Origin of the sequence: Pedobacter sp., from assembly GCF_041645105.1 — a bacterium.
In the GTDB taxonomy this organism is placed as follows: Bacteria; Bacteroidota; Bacteroidia; order Sphingobacteriales; family Sphingobacteriaceae; genus Pedobacter.
In genome coordinates this window covers 80,449-99,014 of sequence record NZ_JBAZQQ010000002.1, presented here as the reverse complement: position 1 = coordinate 99,014, position 18,566 = coordinate 80,449, and the positions used below count along the sequence as shown (strand labels likewise).

Below are 18,566 nucleotides of genomic sequence, written 5' to 3'. Positions count from 1 at the left end.
TTTTAATCTATTTCTTTGCGAAATTAAAAGGACCGTACTTATGTTGTTGTTGTGAGATATTATCTACATATGGCGGATAAGCACAATCTTTAGGTTTTTTAGCCAAATTGGGGTAATCATTTTCTTTCCCATCTTTTACCGGGCGCGACTGACTATTTATATATGCTGCAACATCATATGCTTCTTCGTCAGAAAGTGTAGGATTATCGTGCGTAACCCCCAGAGGCATATTCCCCTTTATAAATTTAGCTGCTGTGAGTACGCGAGCCATTCCAGCACCGTCATTATAGGAGTCATTGCCCCATAAAGGAGGAAAAACAAATCCTCCTTCACGATTTCCTGCTGCCCCCCTTACACCTTGTCCGTCGACAGCATGACAGGAAACACAATGTTTTTGATATACCAATGCACCCTTCTTAGGATTAGCAGCTCGATCTGGGGCTTTGAAAGCTACAAAGCCCTGCCCTTTTAACCTTGTGCCGACAGCTACATTCTTGCTAAGATGCTTAATGTAAGTAATCATTCCACGCATTTCCTCACTATTTACATCTATCGTGCGACCATTCATACTGCGTTCAAGACAGCCATTTATACGTTCTTCTAAAGATTCTACTTTATTTTCTCTTCCTATATAAATCGGAAATACTGCACTGAGTCCAACATAAGGTGCTGCATAGGCTTTCGTCCCTGCATTAAGGTGGCAACTGCTACAAGCTAGTCGGTTTCCTGAAATTCCTTTCTTGGTATCTGGCCCGATCAGCGCATAAGTTTCAGTGATCAAACGATGTCCATATTCTGCCAACCTCCCTTCATCCGTATCTGCAAATGCTGGAATCTCAAAATTATCGGCAATACCCGGTACTTCAGATTTTACTTTTACTTCAGACTTAGCTTCTTGTCTCTCTTCTGTATTTTTCTCGTGATGCTGCGCTCCACCTTGCTGAATCAATACCAGTAATCCCACAATCAACAAGACCCCAGTCATCGCCAACAATCGGGCATACCTGGAAAGTCGTCTTAATATGCTATTTGTTTCTATTTGGTTCATAAAGCAAACATAACCTTGTTGATCTAAGCATTTAATTGAATATATTTTATGCCCAATCACCACTGGTTATCAATGCAATTCCTATGTATTATATGGATTTTATAACAAAAAACCATATAAAACTTTGGCTGAACTAGTTATACTCGCAATTGCAAAGTGTCTATTTCTTGAACAAGCCTTTCACATATTTCCCTGCCTTACCCAATGCACCAATCTGCTCAGAAATAGTTTCGATTAAATAGCTATCTGTCTGTTCAATATTTCCCATATTGATACCTGACTCCAATTGTTTTGGATACAAAATCAACAAACTTTGCTCAACAAAATAATTAGATAAGTAATATGGAAGTCGACTCATTTGGGGTACATACGAATCGTGGCCTTTACGGGAAGAGACAATAACAAACAGATCGTCAGGTTTTAACTCCCTGCTAAAGATTAAGAAGTCGTCCCAATTCCCAAACTCATTAAAACTAACCTTAATTGCATCAGGGTTTCGTTCAATCACTTTTACAACAGCATCATTGGTTGATGTTGTCCCATAAAATTTCACAGGTATTCCAGCTTCCTTAGCAATCATCATTAGCTTTTTCAACCAGTGTAGAAAGCCGGGTTCTGTTTCTGCTTTAGGAGGCATTGCTATGACAACCCGTTTAAATGTATTCAGAGGTTGGGTTGGCTTATAAATATAGATCGTCTCATGAACCCGTCTGATGATGTTTCCAGCTTTTGCACCTAGAAAAGTATCCTGATCCGCTTGTTTGTGCATACCGATCACGATATCACCAATGCCATGTTCTTTAATGGTGTATACAATTCCATTGCTAATACTCGAATCATATCTTGTTATGGGGATGATGCTGTTTTCTGAAGATACGGCATGAGAAATTGCTTTCTCTATAACCTTTTTTGAATTACTGGTTTGCTGACTAACATCTTTTTCGTCGTCTATAACATTCAGACCATAAATAGAAGTATGGCTTTTTTTAGATTTCAGCATGATTCCAAAATCTACCAAATGCGTAACCATGTTAGGATAAGCTAAAGACACTAATATCTTTTCATTCACCTGATCATCCACGGGATTGCTGTCTTCCTCATCAAGGGCTAATTTCTTAGATGCTCCTTCTACAACAAAAGAACTCACTCCGCAGCTTACCAATATCAGTAAGATTGTACCATTAAGTACATCCTCATTTAATAACCTTATTGGCTCCCCAGAGGCTGTTTCTCCGATGATGATGTTATATCCTACCAATATAATTGCTAAGGTAGCAGCAGCATGAGATGCGCTTAAACCAAAGATCATCGTTCCTTCTGCTTTAGTTAATTTAAAGATTTTCTGCGTTAACCAGGCCGCCAGGTACTTGGTAGACAGGGCAACTATAAGAATAATACCCGCCACTTTCAATGCTCCCCAGCCCTTTACAAGAACTGTAACATCTACCAGCATCCCCACACTGATCAGAAAAAAGGGAATAAATAAGGCGTTACCTACAAAGTCGATCCGGTTCATTAAGGGCGAACTGTGCGGCACAAACTTATTGAGAACGAGACCAGAAAAGAATGCACCAATAATGGCCTCTACTCCGGCTGCTTCTGCCATAAAAGAGGCTAAAAAAACCATTGCCAGCACAAAAATGTATTGAGAGATACTGTCGTCAAAATGCTTAAAAAACCATCTGATTACAATCGGGAAGATTGCAAAAACAACACCGACAAATACCAGCGTAGACATACCTAATTGGATCCAGAAAGCTGATGAAACATCCTGTTTTGTCATACCTGCGATTCCGGCCAGAATAAGTAAGGCCAGGATATCGGTAATCATAGTCCCCCCTACCGTCATGCTCACTGCCTGGTTTCTGATCACACCATATTTACTCGCAATGGGATAAGATACCAGTGTATGTGTTGAGAACATACTAGCCAGTAACAAGGATGACAAAAAGCCATATCCCAATATATAATAACTAGTTAGGGTACCAACCACCAATGGAAATATAAAGGTGAGTAAGCCAAATACCAGAATCCGTTTTTTATTCTTTTTAAACTCGGCCAGATCAATCTCAAGACCAGCAAGAAACATGATATACAATAGGCCAACAGTACCAAATAATACTATACTACTATCTCGTTTAAGCAGATTTAAACCATACGGGCCCACGATCAGTCCTGCTATAATTAGCCCAATAATATGAGGGACCTTTATTTTATTAAAAAGTATTGGGGCAAATAATATGATGAACAAAACCAATGAAAAGATAATCACCGGGTTCTGTAAGGGCAATGTATAATCTAAAGAAGATAATAATATCATAAGCTGATTCTGAATGTTATTTTACCTTCCTGGCATTTAACTCATAAACTATTTTACAGGCAGTCTGCTTAATTTCTCTTACCCCATCCATTCTAGTATCATTAATAAAATTTAGTGTAGCACCAATTAAAGCATCTGGATTTGGTTTTTCGTCTACTATTTTCAGGGCATTGTTTTGATAAGTACCCACATACGTCCTAATGAGTACTGGTCCTGAATAAGCCTTAACCAATATCTTATTATCATTCTCGTCATAACTGATATACCATTGCTCATTTTTAGTATCGCCAATAGCTGATCCATCACAATTGGTTTCAGTACAGCTCATCTTTACATTCCACTTGCCAATAATTGCTGCATTATAAACAGGAACAGAATCTATTTGTTTTTTAGCACTATCAAGAGAATTTTGCTCCATATCCAACTCCAGTTCCTTCGCTTTCAATCGTTGCTCCCAGGCTGCCAACTCTTGTTCCTTCAAAATAGCAGCCTCTTGTTGTTGCTTCAGCTTTTCCCGTTCATTAGGTCCACAGCTTTGCAAAAAAACAATCGTAATAAATAACAGGATCGGAAATCGTTTCATAGGTATACAATTACATAATTCAGTCTGTCCGCAAAATACGAAAAAACTTTATGGTAAAATTTCAACAAATTTTAATATATTGTTACGCGAGAAATTACAGGTAATGGAAATAGTAAAATATAAAGGACTACACCCTGCTCTGAAGGAGTTTGTTGAGTCCATATTTTACATGAACCGTGATGCTAATGAAGATGGTTTTTTCTTTCAGGTAGCTCTACCCAATTACGAATGCTTTTTGAGCTTTGAATGCGATACAGATTTTGTGGTTAGAAAAGGTGGGGATCTGGATTTTTCGCCACTTTATTCCGCTACCATAATCCCTCCTCAATTTGTAAAAACTGAAATCAAAGGTAAAAACATCAAGGCCATCATTGTAAAGTTTAAAGATGGTGGTTTCTACAGATTATTTAAAATTCCAATCCCCCATTTTCAAAATAAATGCTGCAATGCCAGAGATGCTTTCGATTGCGAATTTTCTAAAGTTTACGATCAGATCATGGAGCAACCAGATCTTGAGAAGAAAATTAAAGTCGTAGAAGATTTTTTACTAAAAAAAGTAATTAAATGTAAGCCTTTCACTCCTTTAGATGTGGCAGCTGGAAAAATATTATTAAGTCAAGGGAATACTCCTATATTGGATTTAGCCTCTAATGCCTGTATGAGTGTAAGACAAATGCAACGTAAGTTCATGGAGCAGTTCGGCCTATCCCCAAAACAGTATTCTAAATTTATCAGGTATAGCAATGCCCGCCAAATGAAAACTTTATTCCCCCATTTAACATGGGGAGAAATCTCTTTACGTTGTGGTTATTTTGACCAGATGCACCTGATTCATGATTTTAAATCTATCACAGGATTAACTCCTTTTGAGCTGGTTATCCATCCATCAAATTCCAATGCTTTTGAAGCAATAAAAGAATCCAGATCATAAAGTTTAACCTGGTAATATTGTCGCATTTTTACTATATCCTTAATACTCATCTGTGTATTTTAGTAATGCATTTATCAAATTCTAAAAAAATATTATGAAAAGCTAAATCAATCCCTTAAAACAGAAACTATTTCAAAATTCCTGTAATTACAGACTGATCTCTGCCTTTCATAGATCTGTAACGAAATATTCATTCTATAGAATACTTCGCTGTAGATTTTCGTACCTATAAATTCAAATCTATGGCAGGAGCTGGCACTATTGAAACAATTGCATTAGAACTTGGAAAGGCGCTTAAGCCACTCTCAACTTTACTTACACCAGATATTTTTGAGAAGCTGGGTGTTCCTTTACCCACAAGCATAGCTAATAATGCAGGCATTATCAGTAAGTTAAATGATGCTAAAACGATCATTACCGATTTACCCGGCAAAGTAACAGCACTGGAAGCTGCCATAGCTGGCTCTAATACTGGGGAAATCCTCTCAAAAGGCACGGAATTAATCGCCATCATTAAAAATCTGATCCCTAAATTAAAAGAACTAGGTTCAGCTGTAAATACAGCCGCTGTTTCGTTACCAGCTGATGTACAAAGTGATTTAAAAGCCTTGGCAGATAAATTGCCGATAAGGATATTAGAATATTGCCTGGTTGGCTATTTAGGTGAAAAATTGCCATTGCTTACAAGGGCAATGAATCTGATTGGGGCTATAGATAAAGAAATCACATTGCCCGCGGGTATGCTGCTAACCAATCCTATACCAACAATTGTCCCCAGACGCTTTTATATAGACCGTATCCCCAAGATGCTGTCCGATCCGCCCGGATACCTTCAACAAACTTTCAATTTGGGTTCGTCACTTTTTAGCGGGAAGGAACTTTTAGAGAAAATTCAAGGCTTACTCATAGAACTGGGACATCCGGCAGAACTTACCCAGGTTGGAACCAACCCTTTTGTACTGGACTCTGATTTTTTTAAAGCAGAGTTGGATACTACCACTAATCCCCGCGGACTTAAATTTGAGGCACATGTAAATGGCGATAAAACTTTTGATAAGAATTATGATATTTCAGATATATGGAAAGGAAACATCCATAACTATCGTTCTTTCAATGCTGGTTTAAAAGGTAAACTACAATACCCGTTGCAACTTACATTACAACCAGCAAATGGCTCTGCAACGATGCAAACTTTACTCACGCTTAAAGCCAGTAAAAGTAATAATGACCCCATTTTGTTATTAGGTATAACTGATGGCACAAAGCTACAAGCCAAAAGTATCAGTGCTAGTTTAGTCATCAATTCAGTTTCAGACACAAGTGGAATCGATATGGTTCCTTCCATTCAATTAGACATTGAGGATGGTAAATTGATCATTGATTTCAATCAGGGTGATGGTTTTATCAAATCCTTACTTTCAAATATCAATACAGAAGCTAAATTTGGCTTAACAGCCAACTGGGATCCAATTAAAGGTTTACGATTGCAAGGAAGTGGTGGTCTAGAAGTTATGATACCCCTTCATATAGACCTGTTTGCGGTTACAATAGAAGGAGTTTATTTTAAAATCGGCCTATCTAGCTCTGCTGAACCGACCATTGGATTAAGTACCATTATTAAAACAAATTTAGGACCACTGGTAGCCGTGATAGATGGGATTGGTACAGACTTACCCATTACTTTTCCAAAAAATGCCGACGGAAATCTTGGACTGGCCAATCTTGATTTTAAGTTCTCACCCCCAACCCGCATTGGACTTTCCATAGATACCGGTGTAATTAAAGGAGGTGGTTTTCTGGGTTTTAATGTTGATAAAGGTGAATACATTGGAGGATTAGAACTTTCGTTCCAGGGTTTTATTGACTTAAAGGCAATTGGAATCATTTCAACAAAAATGCCTGATGGTAGTGAAGGTTTCGCCTTACTCATTTTAATTACTGCTGAATTTGTCCCAATACAACTTGGATTCGGATTTACTTTAGTAGGTGTCGGTGGACTACTTGGGGTAAATAGAAAAACAAATGTAACAGCAATACAAGAAGGGGTAAAAACCGGAGCATTAAATAGCATCCTATTTCCTCAGGACATTGTGAACAATATTTCCCGGATCATCAGTGATCTTCAACAGATATTCCCTATTTCAAAAGGTGTTTTTGTTATTGCCCCGATGGCAAAAATAGGCTGGGGTACACCTACTCTTATTTCTCTTGAAATGGGAATCATAATCGATATCCCTACTACTGAGATCGTCATTATTGGGGTATTACGTTGCGTATTACCGACTGAAGATGCAGCCATTTTAAAACTGCAGGTAAACTTTGCCGGGGGAATAAATTTCAGTAAAGGATTATGGTTTAATGCCAGTCTTTTCGACTCTCGCTTATTGATTTATACATTAACGGGGGATATGGCCTTACGAATCGGATGGGGAGACAACCCGATGTTTGTATTGTCTGTCGGAGGATTTCACCCTGCGTTTAGCGAGGTACCTGGTGATTTAAAGGGGATGAAGAGAATAACAATCTCTCTTATTTCCGGTAAAAATCCAAGGATTAGTGTAGCGACCTATTTTGCAGTAACATCAAATACAGTACAATCTGGTGCAAGGGTAGAGCTCTATGCCGCTGCTTGTGGTTTTAATGTTTTCGGATATCTAGGCTACGACCTGCTGGTACAGTTTAATCCCTTCTATTTTATTGCTCAGATTGAAGCTGGCCTGGCCTTACGAAGAGGTAATAGCGAAATTGCAGGCATCCACCTTGCGGGTCAGCTAAGTGGGCCAACACCATGGCATGCACTAGGCAAGGCTAGCTTAAAAGTACTTTTTATAAAAGTAAGTGTAAAATTCGATGTAACCTGGGGAGATAACGCACCGGCACAACCTGAAGAACTGGAAAATGTATTGCTACTGATTGACAAAGCAATAAACGATGATCGCAATTGGATGGCTACTGTTCCTCCAAATACCAATACCAATGTTTCCTTACGAAAACTGGAACTACAGGATGGTAAAATCATTATTCATCCCTTTACCATTTTATCTGTAAGTCAGAAAGTGGTTCCACTAGAAATGGACATAAATAAGTTTGGCAATAAAAAGCCTTCCCCAGATACCCGGTTTACCCTAAAAAATGAAGAGGCTTCATCACCCGAATATGTCAACGAAGAATTTGCTATCGGTAACTTTATCAAACTAAAAGATAACGAAAAACTATCCCGTAAATCATTTGAAAAAATGAAGAGTGGTTTAAAATTCCAGACTACAGATGAAATGATGCATGGAGCCGAGCTGCAAAAAGAAGTGGATTATGAGATGAGCTATGTACATAGAAAGAAAACAGGCATTCGAATCCGTCGTTACAAACTCTGGGACAAGGTATTTAACATCTTTTCGAAGGGTAATGCCATTAGCAAAAATGCTTATTCCATTAGTCATAAACAAGCCGTTAATGCTCCAGCTAAAGTCGTCGTAAGTACAGGAAATTACAATATAGTAAACATCAAAAATCTGGAGCCTTATGCCACAACGATGATCTTAAATTCAGAGGCAGAAGCTTATGCACTACATGATGAGTTACTGAGAAAAAATCCTGGTTTAAAAGATCAGTTACAAGTGGTTTCACAATTTGAATTAAATTGATATGAGTATAACAGTTGCAAAATACACTTTCGGTTCCTGGTTACGTAAAGGGATTGGCGGTCGGATAAATCAACCTGATAACCTTGGTGATGGCTCGGCTACAAACGCTGAACGTGCCACTGTCAATGTGCAGCTTAAAATAAATGAGTTGGGTGTTACCAAAAATTTTGAATTACTAGGTCCCGGAGATATCATCGGAATAAACCCAGCTATGGTGGTACGCACAGAACCCTTAAACTGGATTACCAATTTTGAGCCCAACTACCTTCCTTTTATAGAGTTTTATGATGAAGACTTTTTATGGAGATATACTCCTGCAAAAGCTAATGGTGGTAACCTGAGACCCTGGCTATCACTCATTGTTTTAAAAGAAGGAGATACATCTGCTAATTCTGAATTCACTTTTAATGAACAGCGGTTACCTTTGCCATCAGTTACAGTAGGATCTGCAGATCATTTGCCTCCTCCTAATCAGATCTGGGCATGGAGCCATGTTCATGTTAACGAAGGACATGCATCAACGACTGAGTTTGAAGCCTTTTTAAAAACGTTAAATAATCTGGACAACCCCAATAGTGACAAAATTATTAGCAGACTGATGTGTCCGCGCAAGTTAGAAACCAATACTGCATATCGGGCTTTTGTAATTCCCTCTTTTGAAACTGGAAGATTGGCAGGATTAGGAATGGAGACAGCAGCTGTTGATGCACAGCAATCTTCATGGAGTGTTGGGGCAAAAAACATAGAACTACCGGTTTATTACCATTGGTATTTCCGTACAGGCGATAATCAAGACTTTGAATCACTCGTTAAAATACTGGAGCCCAGAATCATGGACAAACGGCTGGGCATCCGGGATATGAATGGTTCAGTCCCCGGATTTGGTATGACCACAGGTACCGATATTGGTATCACTTTTCCTCCAGAAACCCCGGAAATTATTGGCCTGGAAGGTGCCTTAAAATCACCAAGCACCAAATCAAATCCTGAAACCCTGGATACCAGTAAACCATTTTTCACCCAGTTAAAAGACATTTTAAACTTCCCTGCTGAGCTGCAAAAAGCTGCGAATACAGCTATTGATCCAGTGGTTAGTCCGCCAATTTATGGTCAGAACCATGCCCTGACAAATGAAATCAACATTGCTAATTCTGGTTGGTTACATCAACTCAATAAAGACCCCAGAAATAGAGTTCCAGCTGGCTTTGGCACAAGTGTAGTCCAGAAAAATCAGGAAAGTTATGTTGCACAAGCCTGGAGCCAGGTAGAAAAAATTCTGGAGGCCAATCGCAAAATCCTATTCATTTCTTTCTCCATGAACGTTGTGCAAGGTATTAAAGAGAAGTTTACAGGTAAACTGAACACGGAGAAAACACTTTTATTCTTCTCACCCTTATTCAAAAAAGTAAAGGGCTCACCTACAACTTTACAATACCAACTGGAAGACAGCTTACTACCTCCAGCGGCACTAAGTGCTTCATTAAGGCGTATTCTTAGACCAAGAGGACCATTTTTTAAAAAGATTACAGCAACAGACCCCTCCTTTTCGCATACGGGTATGCTAAATGATATAAATGAGGGTAAAATATCTGCAGCACCACCAAAACTAGTACCAGATGGACTGCCCACTGTAGAGAATACTACCAAAAACCTACCTAAAATAGAACAAAGTCCGCTACTGACCCTGGCATTAAACAATTTATTATTACTGTTAATCCTGATCTTGATTATACTTTTTCTATTTGGTTTATTCAGCGGACAATGGGGATTTTGCTTGATTGCTGCTATACTAGCAGTTGGTGCTTACTTTTATGGTAAAAAACTAAAGAATACACCTACTGAAGCAGAAGCTTTTAATAACCCTGAATCACTTATAGAACTGTTACAAAACACCCCTCCTAAACCGGGCTTTATCTTTACAGAAACCAACCCTGTAGTTAACGAAACCAGCAGCGGAAGCACGACTGTAAACAGTGAAACAAAAGTAAGCAACTCGGCAGATAACCCTCTGTCTTACCAATCCGTAGGGACATTTACACCTGGCGGCAGTGGTAAAGACAGTGTAGAAGCCGCGAATTTCAGAGCAGCAGCACTCGACCTGAATTATAGGCAGGCAGTTGTTGTTCCAGAAAAAAAATATACACGTTTTGATATGGGTAATGCATATCAAAAACTGCAGACTGCCACAGATCCTAGAAATGTATTTCCTAAAATGCTGGCCTCACTGGTCTATTATTCTTTTAACAAAGATTGGTTACTTCACTTTGAAAATCTCGTACCAGCAATGGCTTATCCGGATTTCCCTGACCCCATGTACGAGAAATTACGTGATATATCATCAGAACTGCTCATACCAAATCTGAACCTAATCCCTCCTAATACCATTTCTTTATTGGTTACCAATCCTGAATTTATAGAATCTTATATGGTTGGTTTAAATCACGAATTCGGAAAAGAACTATTATGGCGTGAATACCCAACAGATAAAAGAGGTAGTTACTTCAGACAATTTTGGGATGTAAAAGGTATCATTACGAACGAAACCGGATTGAATGAGGACGAGTTAAAAGAAAAATATAAAGATATCAAGCCTATCGACAAATGGTCGGGATTTTCAGCTCTTGGTGATCACCCCAATAGAAAACTACCTAACGATGATCAGGTTGTTCTGGTAATCCGTGGAGAATTGTTAAAAAAATATCCAAATACCATCATTTATGCACAAAAAGCACATATCTATAAAAATGATCAAGGTATTCCAGATCCTAAGAAAGAACCGATCATTCGACCTGTAGGTACAGCTGCAGAAATGGATGCTGAAATGAAGTTCCCGATGTTTAAAGCAGAGATTAATCCAGATATAAAATTCTTTGGATTCGATCTTACTGTTAGCCAATCTAAAGGTGATCAGGAGCCTAAACTGGAAACTGATGACTGGGGATGGTATTTTGTAATTCAGCAAATACCTGGAGAGCCTAAATTTGGGATGGATATTGCCTACGACCCCGATGATGACAAAAATACGCCAATCACCTGGGATGATTTAAGCTGGGCAAATTATTCGCCCACTAATGGTTTTATCAACACCAACATAAAACCACATAATATTACACTTAATGGTCCAGCCGATAAAATAGAACAATGGGGAGAAAATGCGGCGCGCATGGGCTATATACTATATCAAAAACCAGTAATGATTGCGATACACGCTAAAGAAATGCTGGAAAAAATGAATTGACACAGACGGTTTAGAACACGTTTTATAATTTTTAGTATGGGTTATCTTGAATCATTAAATGAAATAAAAAAGGCCAGGCAACAGAGAGACCAATCTGCGGAGGACCTGTATAAATTGCAAATGAAATATATTGCTTTAGAACGGGAGTATAAAGCCGCATCAGATACTGGTGTGATCAAAAGTACCGGAAATGACCCATTGTCAATTATTGAAGGATTAAAACGCAGTATTGAAAAAGGGAAGGCTTTAAGTAAAGAAAGTATACGATCTGTGAATGGGCTGACAAGCCATTTATATGACCAAATTAAACCCCAGCAGCTGATTGAAGAATGGAAGGACGACATTCCTATAACACTATTGCCGGTACGAATGGAGACAAAATACCGTCAGACTCCGAACGGTATAGAACTGATGGTGAGAGTATATCCCGATGATATTGCAATTGTAACACATGAAAAAACCTTAACAGAAACAGAGCATGAGTTTGGTCGTAAGCACTGGAAATTACTATTTAACAAAGAGGGAAATGCGCAAACAAAACGAGATGCCTGGAAATTACTAACAGATAAGTTTGGTATCAATAGAGCCGTCTGGGTTGCTAAAGCAACTATGCCCACCAATTGGGATGTAAACGAAACATTAGCCACAGCCGATGAATTAATCTTTGATGAAATAAATAATACTAAACCTGATAGTTGGACCGAAGCTGCTCACACCAGAGTTTTACCAGATCGGTTTGTATTAACTGGCTATCGAAATGGTAAAGAAGTTTTTACTCATGTTGGCTTGCAGGTTAAAGATGTAGTGATTGCTGGACCTACGCCAATAGTTGATGAAAATGATCCTTCTTTTACAAGAAATGAAGTAGACAATCGGATACAATATGGTGAAGACTATGCCTGGATAGCCGATTTTAACCTCGCAGTACAGGAAGGTATGGGCTTTGTTATTCCACAATCAAAGGAAGATGCAGCGCAGGGCTATGATCAATTATTGGTATTGGGCCTAAAGTTATCTGCAGATGAGAACGATAGTAAGCAATTGCTGGAAGACTTGATTGACAACCATAAGTACAGTATGGAGGGAATGAGCTTCCTTAAACAAGGCACTCCTACCAATAATACAGAGAGTGAAGACGCTGGTTACCAAAGCCAGCAATCTATAGATGATCTAATGCTTCAGGTTGAGACCGACCAACAATTGTTCAGCCCAACGAACAACCCAAAAGAAGCTAGTGACGGACAACGACTTGCCGAGTATCTTGGTCTTGATTATAGTATTTTTCAGACGGTACAAAATAGTCAGATTTCCGATCACGCAGAGGCCATAGCTATGAATACCGCCCTACATCCTGGAACCTTAGGCTACTTTACCTCTACCATGCTAAATGGTGTTTTCACAGATACAGACAGAGAGTTACTTCGGAACCATTTTATAAATTATGTAAGTGGCCGGGGTCCGCTTCCCGCAATAAGGGTAGGCAATCAACCTTACGGAATTATAGTAACCAGCGATTTTTATAACTGGCAATATCCAAGAAAACGGTATGAATACTTAAATAACATATCAGGTCACAGTACTTTTTATGAAAAAATGTATCAGGTACTTCATTATATGACTGGGAAATGGAAAGAAAAAACTGCAGGATTAGCCCAGATTACTAAAAATGGAAATGCGGGTGAATCCTTGTTAAAAATCCTGGGACTTAATCCAGGTTCTGTTGAATTTTTCCAGCGTACTGGTTACACTTACGACTACCTGAGCGATATGGAGGGCTTCGGTTGGGGTGGTAAATATTTCATGGACAACATGCTGAGATTGATGGAATCATACCAGGTTACACAGCTGTTGACCTCATTGGGTTATAGTACTAAAAATGATGATGGCAGTCTAAAAACTCCACCTATGCTGCTAGAAATTATATTTCAGCATTACCATACCACTCTCGATAAAAAAAATATCATAGATACAGAACCACTTTCTGAGGAAAACAAAATAAAACAGTATGCAACAGACAGTGATCATAATTACATAGATTGGTTGATTGCTAATGCAGAAAATGAAACCTCCCTCGAAAGTCAGGATTTTGGCGATGGAAAAATGCCAAAATCGTTACTGTTTATGATGCTTAAAAATGGGCTATTGCTGGAGACTAACCATAGCATTTTTAAATATCTGGCTACCAAAAACATCCATGCTTCAGAACTGATCAGATCCAGAAAATTCATGAACATGAGCACTTCCCCATCTGTTAGTCCCTGGGAGATCTATAAAGCACCAATAAACCAACTCATAACCTCAGAAATTTCAAACAAAACACTATTCAACCATGTGCATACATCTGTTGTAGATACTCATGTTACCATCAATTTAGAAGAAAACAAACAAGCACTAGGCAAACTTAAAGACTTACCAACTGCACATTTACAACGCGCCTTTACCGAACACCTGGATATTCTTAGCTATCGATTAGATGCATGGCAATCTTCTTTATTTGACCAAAGAATAAATACTCAACGTAATCTATATGCAGGTATTGAGGGTCGTAAAACAGGAATTTACTTAGGTAGTTATGGCTATCTGGAAAATGTTAAAATGCGCAATACCAGAAAAAAAATAGATGAGTCGGTATTACCCGAAAGTTTAAAAGAACAGGAGGATAATTTATTTATAGAAAATGAAAATGGCGGTTTCGTACATGCTCCAAGTTTAAATCATGCCACAGCCGCAGCAATATTGCGTAATGGTTACTTAACCCATGCCAGCAAAGATGATGCTGAGGCTTTATCAGTCAATTTGTCGTCAGAAAGAGTACGCAGAGCAAAGCTAATATTAGATGGCATCAGAAATGGACAAACGCTAGAAGCCTTGTTAGGTTATCAGTTTGAACGTGGATTACACGAATGGAGTACCAGAAAGGTAAACCCTGTGATATTGAATCAACTGAAACCTGAATTTAGAAAAGCTTTCCCCATCAGAAAAACGAAAGTCCCTCAAGAAGGAAAGACGACTGGTCCGGAAGAAATTACTGAAGAATTTACGGTTGTAAATGGACTGGCACTTGCTAATGTCATAACTAATTTTCCTTTTGGAATTCCCAATCTACCTCTTTTAGATGAGTTTCAGATCAAGGCATTAAACCAGGAAAAAAACCAATTAAATAATACATTAGATGCGGTTAAAGACCTATTGACAGCCGAAAGTGCTTATCAAATGGCATCAGGTAATTTTGAACGAGCAGCAGCTGTAATGCAGGCAATATCAAATGGCAACATACCACCGGAAATTGAGGTAATCAACACTGCCAGAAGTACCCAAATGACTTTTACCAACCGTATTGTAATACATTTTGATGCTACAGAGACCAGTAGTCCATGGCCATTAGCCAACCTCTTAAGCTTAAAATCGAATACCGAGCCGGCGCTTAACAACTGGATAGGCAAAATACTTGGCCCTCCTGAAGATATTATATGTTCTGTCACAGCAATAGATGCTGATGGAAATAGTTTAAAAAAACCAGATCTCACGGAGATCAAAGACAAAGTAAGTCTGGGCGACTTAAAACTACAGCCTCTGGACTTTATATTACTGATACGCAATCAACTGGAAACAACAGGAGCATCTGAACTAGAAAGTAGAATCCGTCAATTTTTCTTGCTGCAACAGTCATTAAATGACGATGTACTCATTAAAATAGCCTTTACAGACACATTAACTACAGATTTGTCTAAAAAATCCTTTGCAGAAATACTTCCTTTTGCCAATTACATCCGTCAACTGATCAGCAATGGGAAACCTCTTCAGGCTCGTGATTTTGTATCTACTTCAGAGATAGAAACCATTCCTGACCTCAATCCAGGTAATATAGATTGGCTAGAACTCAAAAGCCGTACTGCAGAAGTTTACAATCAAACTAAAGATCTGGTTAACCATCTAAAGGATGCCATTACTGCTATTGAAATCAACCCAAATAATCTCAACATAAATGCCTTAAGAACAGCGTTAAAAGAACTTGCTGATGCAGGTTTTGTATTTGCCTTCCCTAAATCTGTAACTGATACAAGCATTGATTCTGCGAACCTCTTAATAGAACAAGGAAAGGCTGTACTCTTACGCTTTTCAGATACAGAGAAAATATACACAGCAAAACTGCTAAAAATAGATGCAGTAGACACATCGGTCGATCATAAAGTGAGTCTGTTAACCGAATTGATTAAAGCACTGCTTGGAGAAGATTTTATAGTTCTTCCTAAATATAGCTTCAATAATCCCCTGGAGATTCAAGCCTCTGTCTCTTCTGCCGATCAGCTTTTGGCCTATGCTAAAAAACCTTCCGACCCTGGCATAGGAGAAGATCCCGGACTGAGTATGACATTTCCTGTTGCTGAATTTTTACATAGTGCATCACTGGTAAGACCTAAAATGCACACATTAGAGATGGTCAGGTTACTCCATCAAAACTTTAATGACCTTGAGTTGGAAGCACAGCCAATGCAAATACCTTTTAAAGTAAATGATAGTTGGCTTGCGGTTGAATTTCCTAAGAAAACTGAGATTTTACACGACACCATTGCTTTTGTACAATACACTCCACAAGGATTTGACCCCAATGCTGTACAATGTGGAATATTATTGGATGAATGGACAGAGACTATTCCAAATCCAGAAGAAGTAACTGGTATTACATTTAATTACAACCAACCTAATAGTACACCGCCACAAGCTATACTCTTAGCTGTTACCCCCAATGAAACCGGTAACTGGAACTGGGAGGATTTGACAAATACAATATTAAACACCTTTGAAAGAGCGAAACAACGTGCTGTTGAACCAGATGACATAGATAAAATGACAAGCCTTACAACCCTGTTACCCGCTACAATGGCCGAATTCAGTGCAAACAGATATACGAATGTATCACTGGATTACTCCATGAATATTCTGTTTAAATTCCTGGAGGTACAAACTTTAGAAACAAAACAATAAAAGCCATGATTCAACTCAGCGACCAAATAAAGCAAACACTGCCCAATGCTTTAAGCAAACTATATAGGATCCCTTCCATTACTGCATACAACAGATTGGAGCCACGCCCCCGTACCCAAAATTTTGAACAAAGTCTAAGAGCAGAGGTACACGACGGATTGTGGTTCCTTACGCGGCAATGGCAAATGGGCGAATTGGAAAGTGAAGATGCAGGTTCGGCTATAGATGCAAGGATAATCACCAAACAGATACATATTGACAGGATCGCACTACAACAGCATACAGCAAAATTATACAGTGATGATATACCAATGGAAGCACAGATAGAGCGTGAAAAAGTACCATTTACACTTGCATTAAAAATCCAGATAGCACAATATTTCATACAACTACATTCCCCAGTATTAAAGTTGGCCTATCTTTCGGCCTACAAAAACAATTATCCAATTACCGAAAACACAGCAGATTTCCATAATCAGGACTCTAGTCAGCAATTACTGTACAGTACCATAAAGAGGGCACTTGATGGTGAAAAAATCCTTTCCGATGTCATAGATGGCAGTTTTAAAATCAAAAATGCCATAACAGCTGCAGATGAAACAGTTATGGACACTATATTAAATAATTTTATAGCATGGTACCAACGTATATATACTCAACCACAGGACTCAGCAGAAAATGCCTGGGATGGACAGAACTTAAGCTATGGTTTCAGCACTGCAGCGCCCAAAAAAGATGGTAGTCAGCTCATATTAAACAGTCCGGATTACTATCAGGGCCAACTGGATTGGTATAGTTTTGATGTGGATACCGAACGCAGACTACTAGAGTTAGAAGAATCTGATTATATTCCAGAACTTAGTCCTGAAATTCCAATATCATTTATCCCTACTGCCACCTCATTTAAAGGGATGCCTAACCAGCGATTCTGGGAAATGGAAGAACGACAAATCAATTTTGGAAAGTTAAATGCTAAAACCACAGATCATTTGTTGTTGCTATTTGCAGAATTTGGCTTAGTATATGGAAACGATTGGTTTGTTATTCCTTATAGAGTTCATGTTAATACATTATGTGAAATTAGTGGTTTTGTGGTTAAGGATGTATTTGGCGACCGTACGTTGATACAAGCTGCTGATGCAGGTCTGGATAATGAATGGCAACGCTGGAGCATGTATAATCTGAGCAATAAAGACCATATAGGCAGTTATAATAAACAGTTCTTTTTACCCTCTACACTGGCTAGTTCTTTACAAAGTGAACCGTTAGAAAAAGTAAACTTTATGCGAGATGAAATGGCCAATATGGTATGGGCTATTGAAGATATCATTCCCGGTGCTACAGGAATCGGCATTAATGGGCATGATGCAGCAAACAAAAATGACATACTACCACCCCCCATTTCGCAATCGAACGCTTTGATCAGGTATGTACTAGGGACAACAGTTCCTGAAAATTGGATTCCTTTCCTCCCAATGCAAATACCGGGCAGTCATCAGGATATTCATTTTCAACGAGCAGCTATGCCTAAAATAAGTATGCCACCAACTGAAACCGTTAAACCTAAAGGGGTAATATTGAATGAACAACCTGCACCATATTTCATCAATGAAGAAGAGGTACCTTATTCAGGAACACTAGTTAGTCGTTCATGGCAAAGAACACGCTGGTATAACGGAAAAACATATAACTGGATTGGCAGATACAGGGAAACAGGTCGTGGAGAAGGAAGCAGCAAGTTGTCCTTCGATCAGATATTAGAAGCAAATAAATAGCTTACAATTGTTTTTTAATGAAAAGTTGATGCGAATTCGATAGA

Annotated in this window: 8 protein-coding genes; 5 read left to right on the top strand and 3 right to left on the bottom strand. The window is 38.7% G+C overall.

Annotation, left to right across the window (positions count from 1 at the left end; genetic code table 11):
- Positions 1 to 7: 7 nt before the first annotated feature.
- The 3 genes from WC623_RS06380 to WC623_RS06370 form a co-directional block, all read right to left on the bottom strand.
- Positions 8 to 1,048 (bottom strand): c-type cytochrome, encoded by a 1,041-nt coding sequence (locus WC623_RS06380; RefSeq protein WP_372849123.1) that lies wholly within the window; start codon positions 1,046 to 1,048, stop codon positions 8 to 10.
- Between the two features lie 160 nt (positions 1,049 to 1,208).
- A complete protein-coding gene (locus WC623_RS06375; RefSeq protein WP_372849121.1) occupies positions 1,209 to 3,368 on the bottom strand; it encodes a cation:proton antiporter in 2,160 nt (719 codons plus the stop codon).
- Between the two features lie 16 nt (positions 3,369 to 3,384).
- Positions 3,385 to 3,951 (bottom strand): hypothetical protein, encoded by a 567-nt coding sequence (locus WC623_RS06370; protein WP_372849119.1) that lies wholly within the window; start codon positions 3,949 to 3,951, stop codon positions 3,385 to 3,387.
- Positions 3,952 to 4,054: 103 nt separating this feature from the next.
- Between WC623_RS06370 and WC623_RS06365 the strand changes: the two genes are divergently transcribed.
- From WC623_RS06365 to WC623_RS06345, 5 genes are all read left to right on the top strand, one after another.
- Positions 4,055 to 4,882: a helix-turn-helix domain-containing protein gene (locus WC623_RS06365; RefSeq protein WP_372849117.1), complete on the top strand. Its 828-nt coding sequence runs from the start codon at positions 4,055 to 4,057 to the stop codon at positions 4,880 to 4,882.
- Between the two features lie 242 nt (positions 4,883 to 5,124).
- The gene (locus tag WC623_RS06360; RefSeq protein WP_372849115.1) at positions 5,125 to 8,523 is read left to right on the top strand and encodes a DUF6603 domain-containing protein; all 3,399 of its coding nucleotides are present in this window, start codon (positions 5,125 to 5,127) and stop codon (positions 8,521 to 8,523) included.
- Position 8,524: 1 nt separating this feature from the next.
- A complete protein-coding gene (locus tag WC623_RS06355) occupies positions 8,525 to 11,761 on the top strand; it encodes a hypothetical protein (RefSeq protein WP_372849113.1) in 3,237 nt (1,078 codons plus the stop codon).
- A gap of 36 nt (positions 11,762 to 11,797) precedes the next feature.
- Entirely contained in the window at positions 11,798 to 16,747 is a 4,950-nt protein-coding gene (locus tag WC623_RS06350; RefSeq protein WP_372849111.1) for a hypothetical protein, read from the top strand.
- Positions 16,748 to 16,752: 5 nt separating this feature from the next.
- Positions 16,753 to 18,522, top strand: a complete 1,770-nt coding sequence (locus WC623_RS06345) for a hypothetical protein (protein WP_372849109.1) — start codon at positions 16,753 to 16,755, stop codon at positions 18,520 to 18,522.
- Positions 18,523 to 18,566: the final 44 nt, after the last annotated feature.

Excerpts from the sequence above, each read along its gene's own strand:
- WC623_RS06365 (WP_372849117.1), top strand. The coding sequence starts at position 4,055 with ATGGAAATAGTAAAATATAAAGGACTACACCCTGCTCTGAAGGAGTTT.
- WC623_RS06355 (WP_372849113.1), top strand. The coding sequence starts at position 8,525 with ATGAGTATAACAGTTGCAAAATACACTTTCGGTTCCTGGTTACGTAAA.
- WC623_RS06370 (WP_372849119.1), bottom strand. The coding sequence starts at position 3,951 with ATGAAACGATTTCCGATCCTGTTATTTATTACGATTGTTTTTTTGCAA.
- WC623_RS06375 (WP_372849121.1), bottom strand. The coding sequence starts at position 3,368 with ATGATATTATTATCTTCTTTAGATTATACATTGCCCTTACAGAACCCG.
- WC623_RS06345 (WP_372849109.1), top strand. The coding sequence starts at position 16,753 with ATGATTCAACTCAGCGACCAAATAAAGCAAACACTGCCCAATGCTTTA.
- WC623_RS06380 (WP_372849123.1), bottom strand. The coding sequence starts at position 1,048 with ATGAACCAAATAGAAACAAATAGCATATTAAGACGACTTTCCAGGTAT.
- WC623_RS06350 (WP_372849111.1), top strand. The coding sequence starts at position 11,798 with ATGGGTTATCTTGAATCATTAAATGAAATAAAAAAGGCCAGGCAACAG.
- WC623_RS06360 (WP_372849115.1), top strand. The coding sequence starts at position 5,125 with ATGGCAGGAGCTGGCACTATTGAAACAATTGCATTAGAACTTGGAAAG.